The following is a 23,340-nucleotide window of genomic DNA, read 5'->3' on the forward strand; positions in this document are numbered from 1 at the left end:
ATCACATCTGGTTTTTGCTTATATCCATTTTAGCACTCTTTATTCACGAGTGCCAACTATTTCAGTATAAATAATTAGCACTCCCGTGTCAAGAGTGCTAATTATAGCTATTCGATATCGTATTACATCTTCTTGCGGATGAACCAAACTCCAGCACCACCAGCTACTACTGCTACCACTGTTACAGCGATGACACTAGCACCGGTATCTGCCAAGTAGCCGCCCTTGTTGGTTGCCTGAGCGTTCTTGCCAGTGCCGTTGGTTGTCGTGCCGCCAGGGTTAGTAGGGCTAGCAGGATTGCCAGTACCGCCACCAACACCAGGGTTGGTCTGCTGTTGGCGCTGGTAAACACCGACTGGGTCTACGATGGTGCCGTTTGCAGCCTTATCCTCATCACCAAAGCCGCCGTCAGTCAAATCATAGGTCACTGTCGTGTGCTTACCATCAGCTGTCGTGCCAAATGTGACACGGTTAGTGATGTCTTCTTTGATGGCGCCATTACTTATCTTAGCCACAGCCAACTGATTATGATCAGCGTAGTGTTTACTCAGGGTCAGCGTCACGCGCGTTGTGTAGCCGACCTTGGCAGTCTGGCCGGTACAGTTGATGGTAAAGCCAACGATGTCACGCAAGACACGACCGTCATAATCATTCGGAGCAGCTGCCACTGCGGCTGAAGCAATGTTGTAGCACTGGGTGCCAGCTGTAGCAACAGTCACGGTACCACCACCTGGCTGCGCAACAGTCGCTGAAGTGATTGGCGTGGTTGGCGTTGGCACTGGATTGACAACAACAGCGTTCAATTTTGCTTGCAGCGCTGCTTTTTTAGCAGGATCTTGCACCTTATTCACCAAGACCTTAGCGGCATCAACGGCACTTTGTGTTTTATCAGCTTCTGCCTTGGTAACTGCAGCCTGAGCAGCGTCTTGAGCGTCTTGCTCTTTTTGTTTGGCGCTGACCACTGCACTGTTAAGGTTAGCGATCGCTGATTGAAGGTCTGACGCAGATGGATTTGCTTGGTTCAAGACGGCCTTAGCAGCAGCGAGAGCCGAAGCAACTGTCGGATCCGATTTGATGTATGATGGCGTCGCTTCTGCAGCAGTGATGGCTGCTTGCAAGCTTGCTTTATCAATTTTCAGTGCATCGAGCTTGCCCTGTAAGGCTGTGCGTGCATTGTCCAGCTCAGACACTGAGGCATTCGCGTTATTTATAACTGCTTCAGCTGCCGTGACCTGTGCCTGAAGAGCGGCAATAGTACTACTGCTCATGCCGGCAACAGTGGCTGGATCTTTAGCTTTAGCGATCAATGCAGTGAGGGTTGAGCGAGCACCAGAAATAGCGTTGGTTATGGCATCAAGCCTTGCTTGAAACGCCGCTTTCTTGCCAGCATCGCCTACCGCATCGACTTTAGTCTTAGCAGTGGCAACATCAGACGGACGCTTTGTCGATTCAGCATTAGCTACTGCTGCTTCAGCCGCGGTAACTTTCTGCTCCTCTTCACTTGGGCCAACCGGTGCATTGTTAGTAGTCGTGTAGATGGCACCACCGTATGCTGCTGCAGCGATTTTCGAGCCGTCGGCAGAGCTGGCAATTGCTGCCCAGTTTGGCACACCAGCAGACGTCTGAGCCACCCAGGTTGCGCCACCGTCATTTGAGCTGTAAATGTATCCACCGCCACCAGCAGTTGCTGAAAGTTTTTGACCATCGTCAGAAATAGTAACCGCAGTCCAGTTATGAAGTCCATCAGCCGCTCGCTCAGTCCAGGTTGCACCAGTATTGGCGGAAGTGTAAATCCTGCCACCGGTTGCTGTTGCTACTAATTTGTTGCCATCGGCGGAGCTAGCAACTGCTGACCATTTACGAGAGCCAGAACTTGCCCGTTCGGTCCAGTTCGCGCCAGCGTCGGATGAGGTAAAGACTGTGCCATCCTCAACCGTTGCCACCAACTTGTTGCCATCGGCGGAGCTAGCAACTGCTGACCATTTACGAGAGCCAGAACTTGCCCGTTCGGTCCAGTTCGCGCCAGCGTCGGATGAGGTAAAGACTGTGCTGTCTTTGGCCACAGCTACTAGCCTGTTGCCATCGGCGGAACTAGCGATTGCCGTCCAGTTGTGAGACCCAGGGACACCACGTGCGGTCCAGTTCGCGCCAGCGTCGGATGAGGTAAAGATATAACCACCCCAGTCATATAGTGCAGCCAGTTTATTACCGTCAGCAGAGCTGGCAACTGCTAGCCAGTTGCGGTCGCCTGCCCCAGGGCGCTCAGTCCAGTTCGCGCCAGCGTCGGATGAGGTATGAATTTTACCGCCCCAGGCTGCTGCGACCAATTTACTGCCGTCAGTAGATCCGGCGATTGAGGACCAATTTCGAGAACCAGAAGCATCACGCTTAGACCATGCTGCACCCGTCTTTGGTACAGGTGTCTCAGCCGGCTGTGTGCCCGCACCCTTTTGGAATACACGAACGTAGTCGATCAACATGGTTTGCTTCGGGAAGCTATCTGAAGGAGAGATTGGTTTCTGATCCGCATCTGCCTCCACGTAGTCGTTTATGATAAAGCGCCATCCCTCATCAAACGTCTTTTTAATCAATGATGCGTCAGCTAATTTTGTCAGAGGAGCAGCCGGTGTACGTTCAATCTCCTTACTGTCAGTAGGACTGGCGTGATAATGATACGCGGTGATTGGCTTGTCATCCACAAAATACTTAACCGTCTCACCATCATACTCGACCGCCCATGTGTGCCATTCATAGGCCAATGTACCTGGCTTGGAGCCTGCTCGGTGTTCATCGCTGTGGATAATCCTCCTGGTTCGCCAACCATTTTTCCAATTGCCAGAAACGCCATGATGGTAACAGGTGGCATGAGTACTTGACCAGGTATATGCTGGTGTGTAGGAGTACCATTCAATAATGTCTAGCTCGCCGTATGGGTCATTGGCGTTAGGATTATCATTACAATTCTTTAATGAGACACCATTAACCATCCACAGTGATGGTCGTGTACCGTTTTTTCCATTCCAATTGAATTTGGCACGGATCTCGGCGCGGAAAGGTTTTGTACCATCCACCACCTTAGTCTTATTTGTCACTCGACCGCTAAGGTATCGTGTCATCTTACCATTTGGACATGGCGTTTCGCTAGCATTAGAGTCATTCAATGGTTCATCAAGATTTGCAACACAGTGGCGCTGCGTTTTGATCTCTAGATAATCATTGTTGACAACCTTGACGTTGCTCGGATTGTAGGCTAAGTGATTATTGCCATAATTATCTTTATTTTGTTTGAATACGTCCCAGCTATCAGGCACTGAGGTGCCTTTAAACTCCTCGCTCCACACAACGCCCCATTGACTTGCATTAGTGCTACCGTTGTACAGTAAAGCTAACAATAAGATACCACCAGCTGATACTAGTGCTACGAATAATCGTTTCGCCATCCCCTTTTTTCTCCCTGTGTTTATGTTAAAAACTCTTGCCAAAAATTATAGCGCTAATACGTTCTGATTGCAAGCATTGTTGTAAATAAAACTACTGATGTCTGGGGTGAGATGCGGTAAATTATCGCCGCGTGACTTTGACCATTGCGTCGCGAATCACCGTGCCGTCAAGGGTATAACCAGCGCGTAGCTCTTCAGCAACAACCTCTTTTTCGCCGTCAGCCGCTTCATCAAATTGCACCGCCTGATGCAGCTCAGGATTAAACAACGCCCCCGGTTTGGCATCAATTTTTTCTAAGCCAATTTCTTTGAGCTGCTTGTCGAGCTGTTTGCCCAAACCAGCCACGCCTTTAGCCCAGGCGTTATCTGCTAGCTCCTCCGGCACATTAGCAATCGCTCGCTCAATTGTGTCAATCACTGGTAACAATTTCATCACTGACTTGGCCTGACCCATGCTGTGGGCTAACTGCTTTTCCGCCTCGACACGCTTGCGATAGTTCTCGAAATCTGCCCGCGTCCGCTGGAGATCCAAGGTCAACTCGCCCAACTGCTGCTCCAAATCTTCAGCTTTTTTAGCCTTACTCTTCGTCATTTTTTCCTCCTTCTAAACGGCCAAAACGGCTTCTCGCCATACGTACAGGGAAAAAGCACTACCATAGCCACGAAAATAATAATCAAAATAATCACTACTAACCACGTCGGCAAACCACTTAGCAAACTGCCAATCCATTCAGCCATTACAATACCTCCTCTAACATCGCACCCGTTCGCCTCACCAGCTCCATCGTTCGACGGTAATTCTGCCGAGTCGGACCAATCACGCCGATGTAACTGCGATCACTAAACGATGAACGAAACTTACTGATGATCAGGGTCGCGCCGCTGGCTTTACCGATTGGGTTCTCACTACCAATGAACACGTTGAGCGGTTCATTGGGCGCAGCTTCAACTAGCCAGGGCTCAATATTGTCAATCAGTCTGGCGATAGCCTGAACGTGATTGCCTTCAATAAACTCTGGCTGAGAAAATAGCTGCGTCATACCATTCATGTACAGATGATCACCAAACGAGGCAAAACCAAAATTACCCGTCAGCTCAACCAGGCTGTCAACCGCGCTGCGGATGGCCCTGTCAGATTTATCAACGTGCGAATTAACATGTGCCTCGATCGCCCTCGCACTGCGATCGATACCACTTGGTAGTTCAGTCATTTGAGCGGCAGTGATACCATTGACATAAAACCGATAGCCTTTGTCAGTCGGGATGCGGCCGGCACTGGTGTGTGGTGCCTCGATAAACCCCATCTCCTCAAGTTTGGCCATTTCGCTGCGGATAGTAGCGCTGGACACACCAAACAATTTGGCGAGCGTCACACTACCAACTGGTGCCGCAATTTCAGCGTACTGTTCGATAATGGCGGCTAAGATAGCCTGCTGGCGTTCAGTCATGGCTATATTATAGCGTACATCTGGCACTCATACAAGTAGAGTGCTAAATCGTCTTCTGCTTGGTACGACGCGCAGTGGTACGAGTGTGAGTGAACTGCCTGGCTGCGTCAGACGATAGCATTAGGATGATCGTGATATTGATGCCGATGAACGCCAGGGTGCCAACGCTTGTCCAGGTAATTTTGCCGATAGTCAAGGTGAATGAAGTCGCCAACACTGACAGGCTTGACAATATCATCAAGAGTAATCGGTCTTTGTTCGAGCCGCGGAACGTACCTCGTGACAGCACAGCTGTTACTAAGATCCAGCCTGCGCTCAAACTCAGCACTCCTCGAATCGTCCACTCCGCTCCTGTGGCGGCCACAGAAGTGTCCAAGCCCTCAACGATAAAGTCCTGGGTTGTCTGATGTAGCAATTCATCAAACAACAGAAAATCAAACAAGGCACCCATCAGGACAATCATCATAGCCAAGGCCGTAAACAAAATAGCAAACGATATTTGCGGCGGCCGGCGATTCCACAGCTGCTGCAGCACCGTGTCATGTTCTTCCGTGGAAACTGCATATTCATGAGCTGTTGCGTCCAGAATAATCCCTGCTCTCTCGGCAATTATCTGCTGATTTGCCACGACTGCTGCCAGCTCCAAGACTGGTAAGTCACCGTCAGTCTGGATACTGTCACCACCGCCATTTCGCGAGTGATAGCCCGTTGAAAAGTCTTTCAAATTTGTCACTGCCACCTGTGGTGTATGTTCTGTAACGGTGCTCACAATATAGTCACGCTCAATATCTGTATTTTCGTCAATTTTATGAGTAACTTGCAGAGTAAACAATGACAATCCAACACTTTTGTCGTATGTCCCTGCCGCCAGCCAATCGACCTGATGGCCACCAGGCAGCAACCAGCCCTGAGGGCAGCGCCAAAACCGTACATGATGACGTTTACCGGGGCTGCCGTCTACTTCTTGCTGGTAAGCAAAGTCTTGGCGACGGCCAAACAAGAACAATGATGACACGGGAGCTGAGGTATAGCTCCTACCAGTTAGCGTAGAGAAAATAATCTTCCAAGCTGACCGAACGGTGATTTCGTCAGCAATCGTCCAGCCGGCATCAATCATCGCTTGATGCAGCTGCGCTTCTGAACCTCTGAGCGCCACATTGACTGGATCACCCAACAATCCATCAGCAGTCCGCGTACGACCGATGAAATAGTTCGGTACATACAGGCTACTTAAAATACGGTGCAAGCGAGGCAAGGCCAAGTAGGCCATGATGACCCAAAACAGCGCAAAAAACGCCACCAACCACCAGCCACCAGAATACCAGCCCTCACGCCAGACCAGCCAACCAAACCAAAATGAAGCCAAACCGGCCAATAAGAAAAAAGCTTGATCAATCAGTGCAGACAGTGACCATGGCGAACGACGCAATGCCGAAGCTCGTTTTTGAATATGGTCGGGAATCTGTTGACGATAACTCATACTATATTATTATACTGCCGAATATGTTCTAAAAGCCTCCTTGCGGCCAAACGGGCTTCATCATCTTGCCGATTAAACAAGTCGCCACGTTCAATAATGTCACGACAGACACGAACCGCTCTATCAAGGTCATTATTAATAATAACATGATAATACGGTACAGAAAGTGCTTGTGTCATTTCTTTAACAGAACTAGCCAGTCGCTTAGGCCATTCAGCTTGAAATTCCTCCTCAGTAGTATACCGACTTTTCAGGCGGGTCAGCCAGGTTTCGTAGTCGGGAGGTATGATGAAAATTGAAATACTTTGCGGAGCTAAAATCTCATATTCAGCAGCGCCTTGCACATCAATATCAGCGATGACTGTTTTGTTTTGTTCATAGGCCGCCCGAATCTCAGCCGCTGAAGTGCCATAGACTGTGCCATGAACAAATTTAGCCTCAATAAATTCCTGGTTCCTTAGCATTTGTGCAGCCACGGTCGAGTCAATGAAATGGTAATCGACACCATCAACTTCTGGGCGATTATTGTTAATACGTGGCGCACGAGTTGTGTGCGAAACGATACTGCTAAAATCGGGAAACTGCAATAATCGCTTTTTGATGGTGTCTTTACCAGCGCCAGAGATACCAGACAGTAGGGCAATCTTGGCTTTCTTGACCAGTTCGACGGTTGGCTCAGTTGGTTGATAATTAGCAATCAACCGCTCCAATTCGTCCATTTACTTAGCTATTCCTACGCTTTACGATCCAAAGGATACCTGCGCCAACGCCTACGGCTGCCAATGAAGCGAGTGGCCAGACATTGTCACCAGTGTCAGCCAAGTAGCCCTCACCGGTTGGCTTTGTCGGCTGAGCAACTGGCGTGCCAGGATTGGTTGGCTGAGCAGGAGTTGGTGTTGGGGTCGGAGTTGGCGTTGGTGTTGGTGGAGTTGGTGGGGTCGGTGGAGTGATTGGCGCTTCCTTGACGGTCGCAGTACTGATGAAACTATTGTTCATAGCTGCAGCGATGCGAGCACCGTCGCTAGACATCGTGATGGAAGACCAGGCACCAGTTGCAGCCGTGGTTTGTTCTTCCCAGGTAGCACCTGAGTCACTTGAAACATATATTACGCCACCAGTGACAGTTGCAGCCAATTTGGTGCCGTCGGCAGAGCTGGTGATTGAGGTCCAAGCACGGTTGCCGGAAGCGGCTTGTTCTTGCCAGGTCACACCTGCGTCATTTGAGGTGTAAACCGCGCCGCCATTGACAGTCGCGGCGAGCTTAGTGCCATCGCTTGATCCAGTGATGGCAGTCCAAGCACGGTTGCCAGAAGCGGCTTGTTCTGTCCACGTTACACCTGAATCATTTGAAGTAAATACTGCACCACCAGTAACGGTTGCAGCCAATTTGGTGCCGTCGGCAGAGCTGGTGATTGAGGTCCAAGCACGATTGCCAGAACCAGCCTGCGGTGTCCACGTTGCGCCTGAGTTACTGGAAGTAAATACTGCGCCGTTTTTAGCTGTTGCAGCCAATTTGGTGCCGTCAGCAGAGCTGGTGATTGAGGTCCAATCAAAAGAGCCACCGCTTATACCATTACTTCTCCAGGTTTGACCTCTATCCTCTGAGGTTAAAATGTAGCCACCCCAGTGGTACACGCCAGCCAATTTAGTGCCGTCGGCAGAGCTGGTGATTGCAATCCAGGCACGAGAACCAGAATCAACTTGTTCTGTCCACGTTTCACCTGCATCATCTGAAATGTAAGCTGAGCCGCCAGTCATAGTTGCGACGAGCTTGGTGCCGTCGGCAGAGCTGGCAATTGAGGTCCAGGCACGACTGCCAGAACCAGTCTGCTCCTTCCATGTGACTACCGGTTTTGCGTTGGCCGACTGACTAAATACTGCAATCACCGCAGCAATTACCACCAAACACCCCGCCTTAGCAGCGCGGGCTATTGTTCTTTTTCTATTACCCCAGAGCAACCCCATTGAATAATCTCCTTTTTATTGTTTATTGCAATATCTAATATAATCACTGCCAGTATACCATGATGTCGCTTATGTTAGCAAGCATATTTTGCTGATTATTTACGAGCTCACAATAGTTCACGTAAGATAGCTTGCCAATCAGGAAATTCATCCGAACCAAACTGGATCAATCGCCCTGAAAAGTCGCCCGCGCCATTTGCCGTCCGGTCATCAATCAAGATATCGCCGCGACTCAGATGCTTGACCGACGAAAAAATAACTTTACGAAAGAAAATATTTTCCTGACCATCGCCGCCAAAATACTTCTTCACCCACGCCAGTTTGTCGCCCAGTGCTGTCGGATTCTCCCATGGCGATGACGACAGGATATATAAATCATACTTTTCCTTCAGCTTATCAACCGCCTCGAGGGCGCCCGGCATCGGATCCATCAATGCAAAAACACCCGGGATATTGTCATACTCACCTGCAAACTTCTCAAGCATCTCGGGCGGAACTTTCGTCAAAGCCGACGTAAAGTCGACCAGTACGCCGTCCATATCAATATAAATAATTGGTTTCTTCATAATCAATCTCTCTTTAACATCACCGTAAATGCTTCTGACGGAATGTCAACCTTGCCAAAGCGCTTCATGCGCTTTTTACCGCGGGCTTGCTTGGCGAGGAGCTTCTTTTTACGGCTGACATCGCCACCGTACAGATAGCCAGTGACGTCTTTACGGTAAGCACCAATGTTTTCGCGGGCAATGAATCTACCACCAATTGCTGCCTGCAGTGCTACCTCAAAACTCTGGCGTGGCACCACCTCTTTGAGCTTTTTGACGATTTCGCGGCCCAAGCCTGGTGCCTCCGAACGGTGACACATCACACTGAGTGCATCGACCATTTCGCCCGCCACATAAAAATCCACCCGTACCAAATCTTCCGGCCGATAGCCCGCCAGCTCATAGTTAAACGAACCGTAGCCACTGGTCACCGACTTCAATTGATCATAAAAATCCGTTAGCAAATTGGCCAGCGGCGCCGTAAAGGAAATCAGTGCCCGCTCGTCGATGTAGGTGAGGTTTTTCTGCCGACCACGCTTGGCGACAATCAGCTGAATCACCGCACCGATATAGTCCTGCGGCACCACAATTTCGCCATCAATCCACGGCTCGCGAACCTCCGTGATCTGCGCTGGATCGGGCAGCTCACTGGCTGATTTGATATCCAGCTCCTCACCGTTGGTCAGACTGACTTGATAATCAGTGCTCGGATTGGTGACGATGAGATCCAGATTATACTCGCGCTCCAGCCGCTCACGAATAATATCCATGTGAAGCAAGCCGAGGAAGCCAATCCGCACACCATAACCCAACACTGGTGAATTCTCCGGCTCAAACTGCAGCGCCGAATCGCTCAGACTCAGTTTCTCAATAGCTTCTTTCAAATCATTGTAATCTTCGTTAGACACCGGGAAAAAGCCCGCGTAGACAAAGGGCTTAACTTCTTTATAGCCAGGGAGGGGCTGGACAGTAATTTTTTCAGTCATTTCGTTATATTATAGCATTTTACAGAGATGGCGTCGACTTACCACGTCAGTTTATATTCATCACGGAGTATACGACGTGTGCATATCAACCCGTCTCGAAGGTGAGGCCAATGGATACATATAGGGCAATTCTCTGTTTGGCACAATATCATAATATCGACGATGTTGGTCACCATTAAATTCAGGCTCATTACCCTCAATAAAGTGTAGCGCTGGATGGTTCCTCGAAGCGGTATCACGCTGCACCAGTAATCCAGCATGCGACCAAGTCTCTGATGTGACGTCCGGTTGGAGTCCATACTTAGCAAGCAACAAAGCAATGATGGGCTTACGAATTACTGATGTTCTCCCTGGCTCAAGACCAAGCGCAGGAGTTGCCTCTTCAAAGAAATATTCCAGCATGGACGTGCCAGCCCGGTATTCAGACGGAGCGTCACGAAACAGCATACCGGCGAAGCACGCCTTTTCGCCAATCTTCACATAGCTAAGCCGTGCCATGGGCTTCTCCGCATTTTTCCCAAACATAACCCTCTCTACTCCAGACGGCGCAGTTCGCACGTGGGCCGGGACACGGTCTCCATTGGCAAAAGTAATTGGCGGTAAATTATTCATAGCTCATTATAACATCTTAATTCAATTATGTCTATCCAGCCTCGATTTCGTGGAACATAACTATGCTATTTAACATACCGCTCAATACGCCTAGCCCGCAGCGTCAACACCTCAGTCAAACCTTGCAAATATGCTGTATACTGCTCAACAGTCTGAGGTAGCGGTGACGACTGAAAGTCATCAAAATCTGTCAGTATGTTAACTTGATATTCGTCATTAACAAAATCTTGCAACAAGAAAAAATCGACATAGCCCTGAAAATCACCAAACCACTCAAAAAAGTCATCATAACGATCAAAAACATCAGCCAGCGGGCTGTCCTTACCTTGATACCAGCGGGCAATACATTCTAACGTCAGGTCAAACCGATCGCCAATTTTGCGGTGCCAACCTCTCGCACGATTGATGGTCTGTGTTCCGCCACGTAATTCGCTGGGAAAAATAATCTCTGAACCGATGCGCCAATCAACATTATCTATTGCCGTCAAAATATCTTGTGGTGTCTGCTCAACAATCAGCTTATTGCGTTTCCAGGCTTCAAAAGTAGCCACCATATTATCGCTCGAAACAGGAATCTGGCATCGACCATCACTGGCTATCAAGTACGCTCCCTGATCCAACATGGTCAGTTGACGACCGTTAGGCAGTGGTTTAGTCCACAGTTCAGCATGATAGCGCTTTAACGTCGGACTGTGCTGATCTGGATCTTTATTGTTAGCGTCTTGACGACAATCAAACCAAGGATCAATCATCGGCTAGCCTATATACTTTTTCAGCGTCACCGTATCACCCACCCGCGCTTCACGCGTGGTTTTGAGGTTGGTAACAATGTAGCCAATTTCACCGGTGTCCAGCGACGGGTCGGGGATCATGCCAGGACTGAGATGACCAACCTCCAGCGCCAAGCCATTCGCGCCAGTCGCCATCATGTGAATCGATTCACCTTTTTTGATCTGCCCATCAACCACCCTGACATACAAGATCACCCCGCGATAATCATCATAATAACTATCAAAAATCAGCGCCCGCGTTGGATCGTGCGGCTGGCCTTTTGGTGCTGGAATTCGCTCAACAATCGCCTCCAAAACTTGATCAACGTTCTGCCCGGTTTTGGCGGAAATATGAATAATGTCGCTTTCATCACAGCCCAGCAGATTAATCACCTGTTTGGACACCCGTGGCACATCAGCGGCTGGCAAATCGACCTTGTTGAGCACCGGGATAATCGTCAGATCCTGCTCCATCGCCAAGTACACATTCGCCAGCGTCTGTGCCTGAATGCCTTGGCTGGCATCAACCACCAATACCGCCCCCTCACAAGCCTGCAACGAGCGACTAACTTCATAACTAAAATCAACATGACCAGGCGTGTCGATGAGGTTGAGATCAATATCCTTATATTTCATCCGCACCGGCGCCAATTTAATAGTAATCCCTTTCTCACGCTCGAGATCCATTGAATCCAGCAACTGCGACTTCATATCCCGCTTCTCGACCGTCCCCGTCATCTCCATCATTCGGTCAGCCAGCGTCGACTTACCGTGGTCGATGTGAGCGATGATGCAAAAATTACGAATAGCTTCCATCAGCGTCGTTTCCCATCCAGGCGTACAAACAAGAACTTATTCACTTGTTTGATAATTGGTTCTACTTCTGGCAATTTGAGCATCCGCGACATCAAGCCATAGGCTAGGAAACTCACACCAGCGATAATCATGAACTTTGGGAAGGCTGAGAAGAAACTACTGTCACTTTCACGAAATGGCAGCACCTGAAGCATCAAATAACAAACAATTCCTGCTACCGTTGACGCCATAATCATACGCAAAATCGCCACCACAAATGAAGTATCAAACAAGTGCGGGATTCGTTTTTCCAATACAACAAACAAAATCACCACTTCAATAACCGCCACGGTTGACTGTGCCCAGGCAAGTCCATAGGCGCCCATTTTCAACACCATCGACAGAACAATCGCTAGGACTACATTCAAACCAATAGCCGCAAAAGAAATATTCAGCGGTGTTTTTGTGTCTTGCTGTGCGTAGAACGCTCGAGCTGCCATGTGATAAATAGTGCGAAACAGAATTGCTACAACCAGACATCCCAAGATACCCGCCATCATCGGGTCTCCAGTGTTGCGGATAAAGTGGACAACATATCCTCGGGTGAAGAACGTTATAACAGAAACCGGCAGAGCCATCCAAATAATCACTCGCAGCAATTGACGCAGGTCCTTCTGAAACAGATCTTGACGATTATTGCCCAAATGCTCGGTCAACTGCGGAAAGGCTGCGTTAGAAACCGCCACACCAATGAGGTTGATCGGCATCATGTGTAGCGTTAAAGCCTGTTGATAGGCACGAATAACACCGTCACCCAGTCGAGAAGCCAGGTTGACTTCCACCAAACTCACTGCATAGTCCATACCCTGGTCAACCGAACGCGCTGGCAACAAACTCAGCACTTTGCGAAAACCGCGGTTGCGCCAGTGCAGCTTAAACTCATAGTCAAAGCCCAAACCAACCAAGCCGACAGCACTAACAATGAGCTGCATCACTGAACCAAGCACCACACCGAGCGCTACGCCCATGATGCCGCCCTCAAAGATCTGCCAACCAAAGATATTGATACCATTTGTAAACCAAACAGTGCCGATGATGATACCAATGTTATAAATCATCGGCGCCAGAGCATAAAACGTAAAGCGCCCCACCGCCTGCTGAATACTGGCAATGACGGCAGCAATCGCAAAGATAAATGGGTTGACAGCAATCACCCGCATCATACTGACCGCCAACGCATGACCCGATTCGCTCATCCCCGGCGCAATGAAATAGCGCATCAACGGATCAGCAAAAATGATGATGAGCACACTAGCAGCCAGGGTGGTCAACGCCATGAAATTAATCATGCTGGAGCTAATCTGCCAAGCTGACTGCTTGTTTCCCTTGGTCCACCGCTCATTAAACACCGGAATGAAGGTCACACTCAGTGCGCCAGACACCAAAATAGCAAACATAAAGTCCGGCACCATGAACGCTGCGGTGTACGCATCAAGACCAACGACATAGCCCGCCAGCCCCGCTTCCTTATTGGGCATATAAGCAGCATTCAGCAAGCGGTCTCGCCAAAATCCCAGAAGACTACTCAGCAGCATGGATCCTGCCAATAGACTGGCTGCCAATTTCACGGTCAGCCGCTGATTCACTTTGGTGACTGCTTGCCGAACTCGCCCCATAATCGATTATGCGTGAAGCTTTGCTTCCTTTGGCAACTTAGTACCCTTGAGTATGTCTACCACTGCTTCTTCTTCCAACGTTTCGTCCTTGAGCAGTGCAGCGGCCAGTTTATCCAAATGTGAACGATTGGCCTTCAGAACCGTCATGGCCCGTGCCTTCGCTTCATTGATCAGCGCTGCTACTTCTTGATCTATCTGCTTCGCTGTTTCGTCTGAGTACGGCCGTTCTCGTGTCATCTTGTCAAACATCAATCCACCGTTATCTTCATGGAAAACTTGGTCGCGCAACGCCTTACCCATACCCTGCTCAATCACCATATCACGAGCAATCTGGGTCGCATTACGCAGGTCAGAGCCCGCTCCAGTGGTAATACCATCATCACCATACAAAATCTGCTCAGCCACTCGTCCGCCCATGGCCCGTGCCAAAATGTCTTTAAACTCATAGACATTAGTGTAGCTTTTGTCCTCTGGCGGCAAGAACCACGTCACACCACCAGTGCCACCACGCGGAATGATGGTAACTTTATGAACTGGGTCAGAATCCGGCAAAACGTGACCGACGATGGCATGGCCAGCTTCGTGGTACGCCGTCAATTCCTTCTCCTTGTCACTCATGACTTTTGCCTTGCGCTCTGGACCAATTGCCACTCGTTCAAACGCTTCGGTCAATTCCTCGTTGGTAATCTTTTTCTTGTTGCGCCGTGCAGCGATGATGGCAGACTCATTGGCGATGTTTGCCAAATCAGCGCCGCTTGAACCCGCTGTCTTTGCCGCCAACGCGTCCAAATTAACAGTGTCGTCAGTTGGCTTATTCTTAAAGTGAACCTTCAAAATAGCTTCGCGGTCTTTGCGCTCTGGCAGCATTATATTAACTCGCCGGTCAAAACGACCAGGACGCAGCAACGCTGGATCCAGCACATCTGCTCGGTTGGTAGCCGCCAGGACGATCACATTCGTATCGCCATCAAAGCCATCCATTTCCACCAAAATCTGGTTCAACGTCTGTTCACGCTCATCGTGTCCGCCACCCATACCAGAGCCACGTTTACGACCAACCGCGTCAATCTCATCGATAAAGATGATGCATGGTGCATTTTTCTTAGCCTTAGTGAACAGATCACGGACTCGTGACGCACCAACTCCGACAAACATCTCCACAAACTCCGAACCAGAGATTGAGAAGAATGGCACGCCTGCTTCACCAGCAACGGCTCGCGCCAGCATGGTTTTACCAGTACCTGGATGACCAACCAACAACACTCCTCGCGGAATCTTGGCACCAAGTTCACGATATTTCTTTGGGTTTTTCAGGAAATCAACGACTTCTTGCAAATCTTGCTTGGCGTTATCATTACCGGCAATGTCGTCAAAGTTAACCTTTTTTTTGTCTTCACCATATAACCGCGCTTTTGATTTACCAAAGCCCATAGCTTGGTTGTTTTGCCCTTGGCTCTGTCGCATCATGAACACAAAGAAACCGATAATCAAAATAACTGGCACAAAGGTGATGGCAACATTCCACATCACTTCACCGGTGCGTGATTGCGGCACGACTTTCACTTCAACAGGTGCGTCTTTCTTGAGGCCCTGCTCGTAAATGCTGCTGTTTTCTTTGATGGATTTTTCTGTTGGCTTATCTTGGTCTTTGACCGTCACCGTCAGGTCATTACCCTGGACTTGGATGAGTTTAATGTCACCTTTGTTCGCTCGGCTGACCACATCGCTCAAAGCCACTTCCTTCAAATTAGCGTGCTGCGCAGTTGACGCATACACTGCCAAACCAATCAATACAACAATTGCCCAAAAAAGGCCCAGTCGCATAAACTGACTGATTTTATTCTTGCCATTCTTGTTCGGCATCTTTACCGCCATAATCTGAAAAATCCTTTCTACCTAAATCAATCTTTTTGATTATAGCAGTTTTTAATGATAATTTCATCTCTAAACCTTCACCTATTTGCCAGACCGTACCGGGCTTGCCTGTCTTGAGCGCCAGCACTGCCCGCTCGAGCTGCGAGGTCAGCAGGGAAGTAGCAAATGTGTTTCGAATATATTCCGCCAGTAATTCCACCGCTTCAGCCATATCGATACTGATGAAGAAATACCGATTGAGCGGCTCAGTTAGCAGCTGCACTGATTCATCAGTAATCGCCTCGGCTAATTCCAACTGTTCTTGCCACAAATCGTATAGCTGCTGTTTGACATCATCTGGCAGGTTCATCAATTTACGCCGCAAACGATTACGCGTATACACATCAGTTGCGTTGGTTTCGTCCTCCACCCATTCCAGGTGCCGCCTCACTGCATAGGTTGTGAGCTGCTGCTTGGTCCAGTGTGTCAGGGGCCGCATGATTCGCCGGTCACCAAGTACCGCCAGCCCCCTCCAGCGTGTGCCACGCGCTATATTAAGTGCAATCGTCTCAACCACGTCATCCAAGTGATGGGCCGTCACCAATTGCGCACCATGTCTTTCGGCAGCCGCCAACAAAAACGCATAGCGATGCTGTCGAGCAATTGCTTCATTAGCCCCCAACAGTTCTTCTCTTTTGCCTTCAAACAAAAACCCGTATCGTCGAGCCAGCGCCTCAACAAACCGCGCATCAGCCCTCGATTCACCGCGCATGCCATGATCAAAGTGCAAAACCACACATTGATGCCCTTTATGTGCCATAAGATCCAGCAACACAACGCTGTCAATCCCACCACTGACTGCTACTGCATATTTCATCTTTTCCATTATAGCAAAGCATGAGCGGTTTTGATATTCATAAAATCAATTCAGCTCTTGGTGAAACGACAATACCATGCTATAATCACCTGAGACGTGGCACCGTAGCTCAGCTGGTTAGAGCGCAGGACTCATAAGCCTGAGGTCGGTGGTTCGGGTCCACCCGGTGCTACCAATAGTGCAAGCCAAACCTCCATGCATCATGGAGGTTTTTCTTTAGGCCAGCTTATTCATCATTAAGCGCTTTGAGCTTTCTCAAAACAAATTCGCTCATCTCTTGTGAAGTACGCTGATGCTTCCACGTTTCAAGTTGTTGTTTTTGAATACCCTCTAAAAACGCAGTTAGCTCGCGCTCTGCAATTGCTTGCTCTGTCATGATGATGTTGTTCCTTGTTTGTTGTTTATAATGAAACCTAACTCTATATTAGCACATTTTTGACAAAAAAGCAATAGCAATATCGCAAAATCTACATGATTATTTTCCCTTTTTAAACCGCCTATGCTACACTGATTATAAAGGAATATTCATATAAACATGACGTACGCCATACTCTCATCACTTGCTATCGTCCTTCTGGCAGCTGGCATTCATGCTAGTTTGCAGTTGAGTGTTAGTATGTTGACGCTAATGAGCGGCCATGCGTTGGGCAAAAAGACCCGCCATATGCTGCTATTTCGACGGATGAATAGCTTCGTACTCGGTGTTTTTTTGATGACATTGCTATTGGCGACGTTTACGGTTCATATCTTAACCATCGTCATTAACCAAACCGTGATCATCGAACGCCTGGTTGCTTCCGTTACCACCGGTATCGCAGTTGGCTTGGGGCTGGCGACTTGGGCATTCTACTATCGCCGCAAGCAAAAAACCGGCATCGTCCTATGGCTACCTCGTGGCATGGCACGTTTTTTAGCAAAGCGTAGCAAAGCAACCAAAAGCAGTGCTGAAGCATTTTCACTCGGTATGACGAGCGTCATCGCTGAACTCATCTTCATCATTGGTCCACTGCTAGCAGCCAGTCTGGCTATCATCAGCCTGCCTTCTGGCCTTTTCCAGCTGTCAGCCATCATGCTCTATGTCGTCGGTTCACTCTTGCCGCTACTGGGCATTCTGATTCTTGTTGGTAGCGGCTACAATATCGCCCAAATACAACAGTGGCGTGAGCAGTCCAAATCATTCCTACAATTTACCGGTGGCAGTTGTCTGTTTATTCTAGCGTTTTACCTATTCATTGACCGCGTCATGGGGATAACAAGCATGGGGATTGGGTGGTGATGCAGATAACAATTATCAAGAAAAATAATAATCGAGGGACTGAACCGTTTGACCCAGAAAAGCTGCACCGTTCAATTGTTAACACCTGCTGCAGTGTTCGCGTGCCAGACGGCCAAGCAGAAGACATCGCAGCACAAGTAACGTTTCAGGTGATTGACTGGTGTAAAGAAAAGCCAGAAATAACCGCAAACGACGTACGGCGAACCGCAACAACTTTCCTTGAACCTCTGCACTCTGATGCCGCGTACATGTACAAAAATGACAAACTTATGATATAACCTAGGGGGCACAACCATGGCACAAAAACCAACATTTGATTATGATATTATCGTCATCGGCAGTGGAGCAGCAGGAGCTCCAGCGGCCAGTATTTTAGCCCGTGCTGGCAAAAAAGTTGCCGTCGTCGAACGGGGAACCTTTGGCGGAGAATCTCCCAACTGGGGTGATATGCCGCTGGGTGCCATGCTATACGCAGCCGAAGTATTTTACAACGCCAAACGCGCTGCCAAATTTGGCCTACGAACCAACGCACTCAACTACAATCACCCGTCTCTCCTGTCCTGGCGAGACACCGTCATCAAACGCACTGGCGCAGGCGGTAATCGCTATTATTATGAAAAACAAGGCATCAGCGTCTTCTCTGGCAACGCTCATTTTCTCAGCCCTAATGAAATCACTGTCAATCGTCGCCATTTGTCAGCCCGCAAATTCTTGATCGCCACAGGAGCAGCCTGGGAGAAGTCAACCATTCCTGGTAGCGACAAAATCCCTTACTTAACACCAGAAAACATCTTGTTATTGACCCGCCCGCCGAAAACCCTGTTCATCGTTGGCGGCAACGCCACTGCCATGGAAATTGCCTATTTGTACGCCTCATTTGGCACCAAAGTCTACGTTGCGGAAAAAGCCAATCGAATTTTGCCAGAGTTTGATGTTGAAGTTGGACCAATCGTCGCAGAAGATGCAAAAGTTAGCCGTAATATGACCATTTTGACACGATCTCGCGTGGTTGCCCTACAAAAAGAGGGGCTGCAAAAGCGCGTCACTTACATTCAGGGGCGACAACAAAAATCAGTTCGCGTTGATGAAATCTTAGCGGCAGAGCAACGCGTCCCGCAGACTGACATGGGGCTGGAAAATGCTGGCGTCGCCTACACCCACCAGGGCATCACCGTCAATGCTCGCATGCAAACCTCAGCACGGCACATCTTTGCTGCTGGCAATATTACTGATCCAGCCATCCAAACCCACGCCGTCTTGACCCAAAGTCGAACCGCCGCTCATAATCTGACCCACCGCACCGCCATCGAGGCTGACCTGACGCCAAATCTGCTAGTAGCATTTACCTTTCCAGAAGTCGCTCAAGTTGGACTGAACGAACAAGAGTGCATCAAACGCGACCTACGGTACAAAACAGCTGTCGCTCCACTCACCCTAACGGCTCGCAGTAACATCACCGACTGCCGCAATGGCTTTGTTAAGCTGATCATCGACACAAAGGGCGTGCTCATTGGCGCAGCCATTGTTGCGCCGCACGCAAGCGACCTCATCAGTGAGCTCAGCATCGCCGTCCGCCATCGCCTAACCGCCAAACAGCTCATCAGCACACCAAGCTGCTTCACTTCCTGGTCAGAAGCGACGCGAATTGCCGCTGGTAAATTACTATAATTTATCCCCGAAGCTATGATATACTGAACTGAGCGGGGGCGTAGCTCAGGGGTTAGAGCAGTCGGCTCATAACCGATTGGTCGCTGGTTCGATCCCAGCCGCCCCCACCAAACATCATGATGATAAAAAAACTCGACAAACACGAACTAAGACGACTTATCTATCACATCCGCCACGATTATTTGACGCTCAACAACGTCATCATCGCTGGAGCGGTTTTGATAGCGCTCAGCTGGGCCTGGGGTTCGGTTGAAGCTATGCAGAGAAATTATCATTTACAGCAGCTATTGGACAATAAAAAGCAGCAAGTTGAGCTAGAAACTTTAAAGGTATCTTTGGCTGAATATGAAGCCAAATATTACCAAACTGTTGAATATCAAGACTTGGCAGTCCGTCAGCGACTAGGTCATGGATCACCAGGTGAAAAACAGCTGATCGTGCCGTCAACTGATGTTGAAACTGAGAAAACTTCCGCAGTTTCCAAGCAGCAATTAACCGAAAGCAACCTCCAACAATGGACTAATTTCCTGTTTGGAGCCAACCGAAAAAGGTCATAGGGCTGACTATATTTGCCAATCATCCTTGTCTATGCTACAATCATCTATGTGCCGCGGGGTAGAGCAGCCTGGTAGCTCGTTTGGCTCATAACCAAAAGGTCGTAGGTTCAAATCCTACCCCCGCAACCAAGAAAAGATCCTCTCATTACCGAGGGGATTTTTTCTTGCCTTATTGCTTCGGCAGCCTACCTGGCCGTAAATTATCTTCACACAAATGATTGTTATCTGACTTTTCAACCCTTCGTGAGAACCGTTGTCTTACGCTACTACCTGCTTTTCCCGTCTTTGACAAGTCTCTGACCAATTCCTCCGGGTCCATTACACAGAAATCTTTTAATGGACAAGCCCGACAGGCTATCCTGGCAAGCTCCAAAGCTTTCTGCCGTTCAGTAATGCTCCTTCCGGCTGCCTCAGCAGCACCTCTAATCTTATCAGCCCTGCCCATGTCGTGCATTTTTCCCGCGCCTCGAGACCGATTGGCAGCACCAGCCAACTGTGCAGTCTTTAGCAACAATTTGTTTCTTCCAGCAAAATTACCAGAGAGCGCCTGCTGTAGGTGCTCTTCATAGCGCTGCTCAGCCGCATCGTCAGTTTCTTGCCGTACTAGACTTGCATCCAGCTTGGCTGGATCAAAATCAGGACCTTGTTCAGGATATACGATATCCCCTTCAGCATTCACGGCAACATGTGAAGTAATGATCTCGCTCATGCTTTCATGATATCATAATATATCCAAAAAGTCAAATAGCCCCCCTGTTGGAGAGCTATTGTGTTGATTGCGAGTATCGGTAATTATTTCTTTTTAGAAATAGTCAAGAAACCGTTGCGTGGATTTTCTTTAACGATACGGTCCTCTGGAAGATCGCATGGTGTACCCTTGTCATTCTTCTCTACCTTTGCAAAGAAGTAGATGGTCTGAGTCTTGCCACCGCGCAGAGTTACTTCAGTCTTGTGCAAGTAGTACGTAACGCCCTTTGAGTTAGTGTGCTTGTAAGCCATGTGGTAATACCTCCTATTAGTACTTTACCTTATAAGATTACTACCCCTGTTGGCCCCTGTCAAGCCTAAAAACGCTTTCGGCGGCGTAAAATGAAGCGAAGAATAGCTAATACTACTAGTCGGCCTATGATAATTAGACCAATCACTGCCGTGATGATCAACGACCAGCCAGCAAAATCTGGCGACCAGAGGGGTGAGGTGAACGTATGATAATATGGCTCAACCGGTAACGGTTTAAACTCGCTCATCACGGCTTGTCCGCCAGGGATTTTTTCTAATTCTTGATTGATACAATTTGTGTAGCGCATATCTGGCCAACGCCAGCCATTGGACCGCGCAATTGGCCCACAAACAGCCTCGGCTTTTTGAAATGCATCACCGTTGGCGGTACTGTTGCTGCTTTCTTGATAGGCTTTTTTATGCCGCTCATTGTCCCGCTCATAGGTTTTGACCAGCGCAACCCTACCGGGATCAGCATTCATATGAGCACTCACAAACCTCTGCAGGTCATACAGTCGGCTTGCCAGTCCAACCGAATCATCTGTCTTATCTGCAGCGTACACCGCTTCACGACGCTCCACCATGCCAACATTATTGAGCCGTAGGAATGTTGCCGTGATAAAAGCAAACATGACAAACAAAATCAACAGCTGCCATGTTTTGACCTGCTCGAGTCGACGAATTTTGAATCGGACGTTGCGTTTGTCTGTCATTCCACCCCTTCTTACTCTAGTTTTAGTATAGCACACATACTGAGAGACAGGCGAGAGTGGTATAATAAAGCCATGCGAATTTATTTTTCAGGAATCGGTGGTGTTGGCATAGGGCCATTGGCTGAGATTGCTCACGACGCTGGGTATGATATCTGTGGCTCAGACCGATCAGCCAGCCCGCTGACCGCGGCTTTGATGGAGCGCGGCGTCCACATTGCCCTTGATCAATCAGGGACTTTTTTACAGGAAGAGCACGACAAACAGCCGTTTGATTGGTTCGTCTATACAGCAGCTCTGCCAGCAGATCACCCTGAGTTAGTTCTCGCTCACAAGCTGGGTATCAAAACCGGCAAACGCGATGAATTATTAGCGCACATCATCTCTGACAAAAACTTGAAACTTGTGGCTGTTGCCGGTACCCATGGCAAAACTACCACCACCAGTATGATTGTGTGGACGCTGCAGCACTTAGGAATTCCAGTCAGTTATTCCGTCGGTTCCACCCTGAGCTTTGGGCCAAGCGGCAAATTTGACCCAACTAGTCAATTTTTTGTCTACGAGTGTGACGAGTTTGATCGGAACTTCTTGAATTTCCAACCATGGCTCAGCCTCATCACGTCGGTTGACTATGACCATCCTGACACCTACCCAACGGAAGATGAGTATTTGGCGGCCTTCCGCACCTTTGGTCACCAGTCTGAAAGTGTCGTCACCTGGCAAGAGACTGCCGCGTGCTTTGATGATCACAATGTACAAGTGCTGACTGAATGTAACCCAGACATTCACCTGGCTGGTGAGCACAATCGGCGTAACGGTATGCTGGCCTTAGAAGCAGTCAAACACATGACAGAAATTGACGAAGTAAGCGTCATCACCAGTATTAATCAATTCCCTGGCGCAGGTCGCCGATTTGAGAAATTGGCTGAAGGTTTGTACTCGGATTATGGCCACCATCCAGTGGAAATCAAAGCTACCCTACAGCTCGCGCAAGAGTTGTCCAGCCACGTGGTATTGGTCTACCAACCGCATCAAAATGTTCGCCAACACGAAATCATAGCGCAATATACTGCAGATATATTTGAAGCCGCTGAAGAGATCTATTGGCTACCAACCTATTTGACTCGCGAAAATTCAGAATTGCCAATCCTATCCCCACAAGAACTAACTCGCCAGATCGTCGCTTCGCGTCCTGACTGTGTCACTTTTGCTGAGCTAGATGACGCATTGTGGGACCACATCACCGCCGCACTCGACGCTGGTAAATTGGTCTTGTGCATGGGTGCTGGCACTATTGACCATTGGGTACGACAACGCGCCGCCACACTGGACGCTTAGCGATTATCACCGCTGCCGTGTAGCTGATGGCGCTCCTTACGACTCAACAGTTTCTCATTATTCAGCCGCGCCACATCTTCCAAACTTGAGCCCAGCAAATGCGCTACTGCGTTGACATACCACAAAACATCTCCCAACTCTTTGAGAATATCTGCCTTGTCTGATTCCTCGAGCATCCCCTGTTTGTCGCGCAGCAACTTTTTGATTTTTTCAACCACCTCGCCAGATTCACCAGCCAACCCCAATACCTGTCCCATTAGCTGCGGGCTGATGTCACCGTATTCATAGTTGTCTGACAATGTAGTGATAGCTTGATCTGCATATTCTTGTATGTTCATCATCTC

Annotated in this window: 24 protein-coding genes, 3 tRNA genes and 1 pseudogene; 8 read left to right on the forward strand and 20 right to left on the reverse strand. The window is 48.9% G+C overall.

All coding sequences use genetic code 11. From position 1 onward, the window contains the following. Positions 1 to 122 precede the first annotated feature (122 nt). The 15 genes and pseudogenes from FBF37_RS03345 to tilS all read right to left on the reverse strand — a co-directional run bounded on the left by FBF37_RS03345 (position 123) and on the right by tilS (position 16,448). Positions 123 to 3,440 carry a choice-of-anchor U domain-containing protein gene (locus FBF37_RS03345; RefSeq protein WP_138079473.1) on the reverse strand — a complete coding sequence of 1,106 codons (3,318 nt, stop codon included), beginning with the start codon at positions 3,438 to 3,440 and terminating at the stop codon, positions 123 to 125. Between the two features lie 121 nt (positions 3,441 to 3,561). Then, the gene (locus tag FBF37_RS03350; protein ID WP_138079475.1) at positions 3,562 to 4,032 is read right to left on the reverse strand and encodes a nucleotide exchange factor GrpE; all 471 of its coding nucleotides are present in this window, start codon (positions 4,030 to 4,032) and stop codon (positions 3,562 to 3,564) included. A 12-nt stretch (positions 4,033 to 4,044) separates the two neighbouring features. Further along, a complete protein-coding gene (locus FBF37_RS04200; protein WP_290367474.1) occupies positions 4,045 to 4,170 on the reverse strand; it encodes a hypothetical protein in 126 nt (41 codons plus the stop codon). Between the two features lie 7 nt (positions 4,171 to 4,177). Then, positions 4,178 to 4,888 carry a transcriptional regulator gene (locus FBF37_RS03355; RefSeq protein WP_174843601.1) on the reverse strand — a complete coding sequence of 237 codons (711 nt, stop codon included), beginning with the start codon at positions 4,886 to 4,888 and terminating at the stop codon, positions 4,178 to 4,180. 43 nt (positions 4,889 to 4,931) lie between these two features. After that, positions 4,932 to 6,368 (reverse strand): LssY C-terminal domain-containing protein, encoded by a 1,437-nt coding sequence (locus FBF37_RS03360; protein WP_138079477.1) that lies wholly within the window; start codon positions 6,366 to 6,368, stop codon positions 4,932 to 4,934. Continuing rightward, a complete protein-coding gene (locus tag FBF37_RS03365) occupies positions 6,365 to 7,087 on the reverse strand; it encodes a guanylate kinase (protein ID WP_138079479.1) in 723 nt (240 codons plus the stop codon). Before FBF37_RS03365 ends, FBF37_RS03360 begins: the two co-directional genes overlap by 4 nt. 4 nt (positions 7,088 to 7,091) lie before the next feature. After that, positions 7,092 to 8,333: a beta propeller repeat protein gene (locus FBF37_RS04100; protein ID WP_174843602.1), complete on the reverse strand. Its 1,242-nt coding sequence runs from the start codon at positions 8,331 to 8,333 to the stop codon at positions 7,092 to 7,094. Between the two features lie 107 nt (positions 8,334 to 8,440). After that, the gene (locus FBF37_RS03380) at positions 8,441 to 8,899 is read right to left on the reverse strand and encodes a 5' nucleotidase, NT5C type (RefSeq protein WP_138079481.1); all 459 of its coding nucleotides are present in this window, start codon (positions 8,897 to 8,899) and stop codon (positions 8,441 to 8,443) included. Between the two features lie 2 nt (positions 8,900 to 8,901). Next, on the reverse strand, positions 8,902 to 9,864 hold the full coding sequence (locus FBF37_RS03385) for an elongation factor 4 family protein (protein WP_138079483.1): 963 nt from the start codon (positions 9,862 to 9,864) through the stop codon (positions 8,902 to 8,904). A gap of 60 nt (positions 9,865 to 9,924) precedes the next feature. Then, positions 9,925 to 10,389 (reverse strand): hypothetical protein, encoded by a 465-nt coding sequence (locus FBF37_RS03390; protein WP_138079485.1) that lies wholly within the window; start codon positions 10,387 to 10,389, stop codon positions 9,925 to 9,927. A 152-nt stretch (positions 10,390 to 10,541) separates the two neighbouring features. Further along, on the reverse strand, positions 10,542 to 11,228 hold the full coding sequence (locus tag FBF37_RS03395) for a DUF6994 family protein (protein ID WP_138079487.1): 687 nt from the start codon (positions 11,226 to 11,228) through the stop codon (positions 10,542 to 10,544). Between the two features lie 24 nt (positions 11,229 to 11,252). Then, positions 11,253 to 12,062: pseudogene (locus FBF37_RS03400) on the reverse strand (GTP-binding protein); the annotation flags it as partial. Further along, on the reverse strand, positions 12,062 to 13,717 hold the full coding sequence (murJ, locus tag FBF37_RS03405; RefSeq protein WP_236861233.1) for a murein biosynthesis integral membrane protein MurJ: 1,656 nt from the start codon (positions 13,715 to 13,717) through the stop codon (positions 12,062 to 12,064). The pseudogene FBF37_RS03400 and the gene murJ, both read right to left, overlap by 1 nt. A 6-nt stretch (positions 13,718 to 13,723) precedes the next feature. After that, positions 13,724 to 15,592, reverse strand: coding sequence for an ATP-dependent zinc metalloprotease FtsH (gene ftsH, locus FBF37_RS03410; RefSeq protein ID WP_138079491.1), 1,869 nt, complete (start codon positions 15,590 to 15,592; stop codon positions 13,724 to 13,726). After that, entirely contained in the window at positions 15,555 to 16,448 is an 894-nt protein-coding gene (tilS, locus tag FBF37_RS03415; protein WP_174843603.1) for a tRNA lysidine(34) synthetase TilS, read from the reverse strand. Before tilS ends, ftsH begins: the two co-directional genes overlap by 38 nt. 98 nt (positions 16,449 to 16,546) lie before the next feature. Between tilS and FBF37_RS03420 the strand changes: the two genes are divergently transcribed. Then, positions 16,547 to 16,623 (forward strand) — tRNA-Met (locus tag FBF37_RS03420). Between the two features lie 51 nt (positions 16,624 to 16,674). Here the strand turns inward: FBF37_RS03420 and FBF37_RS04105 are convergent. After that, positions 16,675 to 16,824, reverse strand: coding sequence for a hypothetical protein (locus FBF37_RS04105; RefSeq protein ID WP_174843604.1), 150 nt, complete (start codon positions 16,822 to 16,824; stop codon positions 16,675 to 16,677). Positions 16,825 to 16,983: 159 nt separating this feature from the next. Here FBF37_RS04105 and FBF37_RS03425 point away from each other — a divergent pair, with 159 nt between their 5' ends. The 6 genes from FBF37_RS03425 to FBF37_RS03450 all read left to right on the forward strand — a co-directional run bounded on the left by FBF37_RS03425 (position 16,984) and on the right by FBF37_RS03450 (position 20,078). Continuing rightward, positions 16,984 to 17,724: a hypothetical protein gene (locus tag FBF37_RS03425; RefSeq protein ID WP_138079496.1), complete on the forward strand. Its 741-nt coding sequence runs from the start codon at positions 16,984 to 16,986 to the stop codon at positions 17,722 to 17,724. Beyond that, positions 17,724 to 18,002, forward strand: coding sequence for a hypothetical protein (locus FBF37_RS03430; RefSeq protein ID WP_138079498.1), 279 nt, complete (start codon positions 17,724 to 17,726; stop codon positions 18,000 to 18,002). The genes FBF37_RS03425 and FBF37_RS03430 overlap by 1 nt, the downstream gene beginning before the upstream one ends. 16 nt (positions 18,003 to 18,018) lie before the next feature. Then, entirely contained in the window at positions 18,019 to 19,392 is a 1,374-nt protein-coding gene (locus tag FBF37_RS03435; RefSeq protein WP_138079500.1) for a dihydrolipoyl dehydrogenase family protein, read from the forward strand. Between the two features lie 34 nt (positions 19,393 to 19,426). Continuing rightward, positions 19,427 to 19,502: transfer RNA gene (locus tag FBF37_RS03440), tRNA-Ile, on the forward strand. A 6-nt stretch (positions 19,503 to 19,508) separates the two neighbouring features. Then, complete coding sequence (locus FBF37_RS03445) at positions 19,509 to 19,949, forward strand: hypothetical protein (RefSeq protein ID WP_138079502.1); 441 nt, start codon at positions 19,509 to 19,511, stop codon at positions 19,947 to 19,949. Between the two features lie 52 nt (positions 19,950 to 20,001). Then, positions 20,002 to 20,078, forward strand: a tRNA-Met gene (locus FBF37_RS03450). 40 nt (positions 20,079 to 20,118) lie between these two features. Here FBF37_RS03450 and FBF37_RS03455 read toward each other — a convergent pair. From FBF37_RS03455 to FBF37_RS03465, 3 genes are all read right to left on the reverse strand, one after another. Then, the gene (locus FBF37_RS03455; RefSeq protein ID WP_138079504.1) at positions 20,119 to 20,658 is read right to left on the reverse strand and encodes a hypothetical protein; all 540 of its coding nucleotides are present in this window, start codon (positions 20,656 to 20,658) and stop codon (positions 20,119 to 20,121) included. An 83-nt stretch (positions 20,659 to 20,741) separates the two neighbouring features. Then, positions 20,742 to 20,948, reverse strand: a complete 207-nt coding sequence (locus FBF37_RS03460; protein ID WP_138079506.1) for a hypothetical protein — start codon at positions 20,946 to 20,948, stop codon at positions 20,742 to 20,744. Between the two features lie 65 nt (positions 20,949 to 21,013). After that, on the reverse strand, positions 21,014 to 21,661 hold the full coding sequence (locus tag FBF37_RS03465) for a hypothetical protein (RefSeq protein ID WP_138079508.1): 648 nt from the start codon (positions 21,659 to 21,661) through the stop codon (positions 21,014 to 21,016). A gap of 72 nt (positions 21,662 to 21,733) precedes the next feature. On the opposite strand from FBF37_RS03465, the gene FBF37_RS03470 reads away from it, so the two are divergent. After that, entirely contained in the window at positions 21,734 to 22,996 is a 1,263-nt protein-coding gene (locus FBF37_RS03470; protein ID WP_138079510.1) for a UDP-N-acetylmuramate--L-alanine ligase, read from the forward strand. Here FBF37_RS03470 and FBF37_RS03475 read toward each other — a convergent pair. After that, positions 22,993 to 23,337, reverse strand: coding sequence for a nucleoside triphosphate pyrophosphohydrolase family protein (locus tag FBF37_RS03475; RefSeq protein ID WP_236861234.1), 345 nt, complete (start codon positions 23,335 to 23,337; stop codon positions 22,993 to 22,995). The genes FBF37_RS03470 and FBF37_RS03475 overlap by 4 nt on opposite strands. Positions 23,338 to 23,340 lie beyond the last annotated feature (3 nt).

Origin of the sequence: Candidatus Nanosynbacter featherlites, assembly GCF_005697565.1 — a bacterium.
Lineage (GTDB): Bacteria > Patescibacteriota > Saccharimonadia > Saccharimonadales > Saccharimonadaceae > Nanosynbacter > Nanosynbacter featherlites.

Bases quoted from the DNA above. Each gene is read 5' to 3' on its own strand.
- FBF37_RS03345 (WP_138079473.1), bottom strand. From the start codon at position 3,440: ATGGCGAAACGATTATTCGTAGCACTAGTATCAGCTGGTGGTATCTTA.
- FBF37_RS03350 (WP_138079475.1), bottom strand. From the start codon at position 4,032: ATGACGAAGAGTAAGGCTAAAAAAGCTGAAGATTTGGAGCAGCAGTTG.
- FBF37_RS04200 (WP_290367474.1), bottom strand. From the start codon at position 4,170: ATGGATTGGCAGTTTGCTAAGTGGTTTGCCGACGTGGTTAGTAGTGAT.
- FBF37_RS03355 (WP_174843601.1), bottom strand. From the start codon at position 4,888: ATGACTGAACGCCAGCAGGCTATCTTAGCCGCCATTATCGAACAGTAC.
- FBF37_RS03360 (WP_138079477.1), bottom strand. From the start codon at position 6,368: ATGAGTTATCGTCAACAGATTCCCGACCATATTCAAAAACGAGCTTCG.
- FBF37_RS03365 (WP_138079479.1), bottom strand. From the start codon at position 7,087: ATGGACGAATTGGAGCGGTTGATTGCTAATTATCAACCAACTGAGCCA.
- FBF37_RS04100 (WP_174843602.1), bottom strand. From the start codon at position 8,333: ATGGGGTTGCTCTGGGGTAATAGAAAAAGAACAATAGCCCGCGCTGCT.
- FBF37_RS03380 (WP_138079481.1), bottom strand. From the start codon at position 8,899: ATGAAGAAACCAATTATTTATATTGATATGGACGGCGTACTGGTCGAC.
- FBF37_RS03385 (WP_138079483.1), bottom strand. From the start codon at position 9,864: ATGACTGAAAAAATTACTGTCCAGCCCCTCCCTGGCTATAAAGAAGTT.
- FBF37_RS03390 (WP_138079485.1), bottom strand. From the start codon at position 10,389: ATGTTTGGGAAAAATGCGGAGAAGCCCATGGCACGGCTTAGCTATGTG.
- FBF37_RS03395 (WP_138079487.1), bottom strand. From the start codon at position 11,228: ATGATTGATCCTTGGTTTGATTGTCGTCAAGACGCTAACAATAAAGAT.
- murJ (WP_236861233.1), bottom strand. From the start codon at position 13,717: ATGGGGCGAGTTCGGCAAGCAGTCACCAAAGTGAATCAGCGGCTGACC.
- ftsH (WP_138079491.1), bottom strand. From the start codon at position 15,592: ATGGCGGTAAAGATGCCGAACAAGAATGGCAAGAATAAAATCAGTCAG.
- tilS (WP_174843603.1), bottom strand. From the start codon at position 16,448: ATGAAATATGCAGTAGCAGTCAGTGGTGGGATTGACAGCGTTGTGTTG.
- FBF37_RS04105 (WP_174843604.1), bottom strand. From the start codon at position 16,824: ATGACAGAGCAAGCAATTGCAGAGCGCGAGCTAACTGCGTTTTTAGAG.
- FBF37_RS03425 (WP_138079496.1), top strand. From the start codon at position 16,984: ATGACGTACGCCATACTCTCATCACTTGCTATCGTCCTTCTGGCAGCT.
- FBF37_RS03430 (WP_138079498.1), top strand. From the start codon at position 17,724: ATGCAGATAACAATTATCAAGAAAAATAATAATCGAGGGACTGAACCG.
- FBF37_RS03435 (WP_138079500.1), top strand. From the start codon at position 18,019: ATGGCACAAAAACCAACATTTGATTATGATATTATCGTCATCGGCAGT.
- FBF37_RS03445 (WP_138079502.1), top strand. From the start codon at position 19,509: ATGATGATAAAAAAACTCGACAAACACGAACTAAGACGACTTATCTAT.
- FBF37_RS03455 (WP_138079504.1), bottom strand. From the start codon at position 20,658: ATGAGCGAGATCATTACTTCACATGTTGCCGTGAATGCTGAAGGGGAT.
- FBF37_RS03460 (WP_138079506.1), bottom strand. From the start codon at position 20,948: ATGGCTTACAAGCACACTAACTCAAAGGGCGTTACGTACTACTTGCAC.
- FBF37_RS03465 (WP_138079508.1), bottom strand. From the start codon at position 21,661: ATGACAGACAAACGCAACGTCCGATTCAAAATTCGTCGACTCGAGCAG.
- FBF37_RS03470 (WP_138079510.1), top strand. From the start codon at position 21,734: ATGCGAATTTATTTTTCAGGAATCGGTGGTGTTGGCATAGGGCCATTG.
- FBF37_RS03475 (WP_236861234.1), bottom strand. From the start codon at position 23,337: ATGATGAACATACAAGAATATGCAGATCAAGCTATCACTACATTGTCA.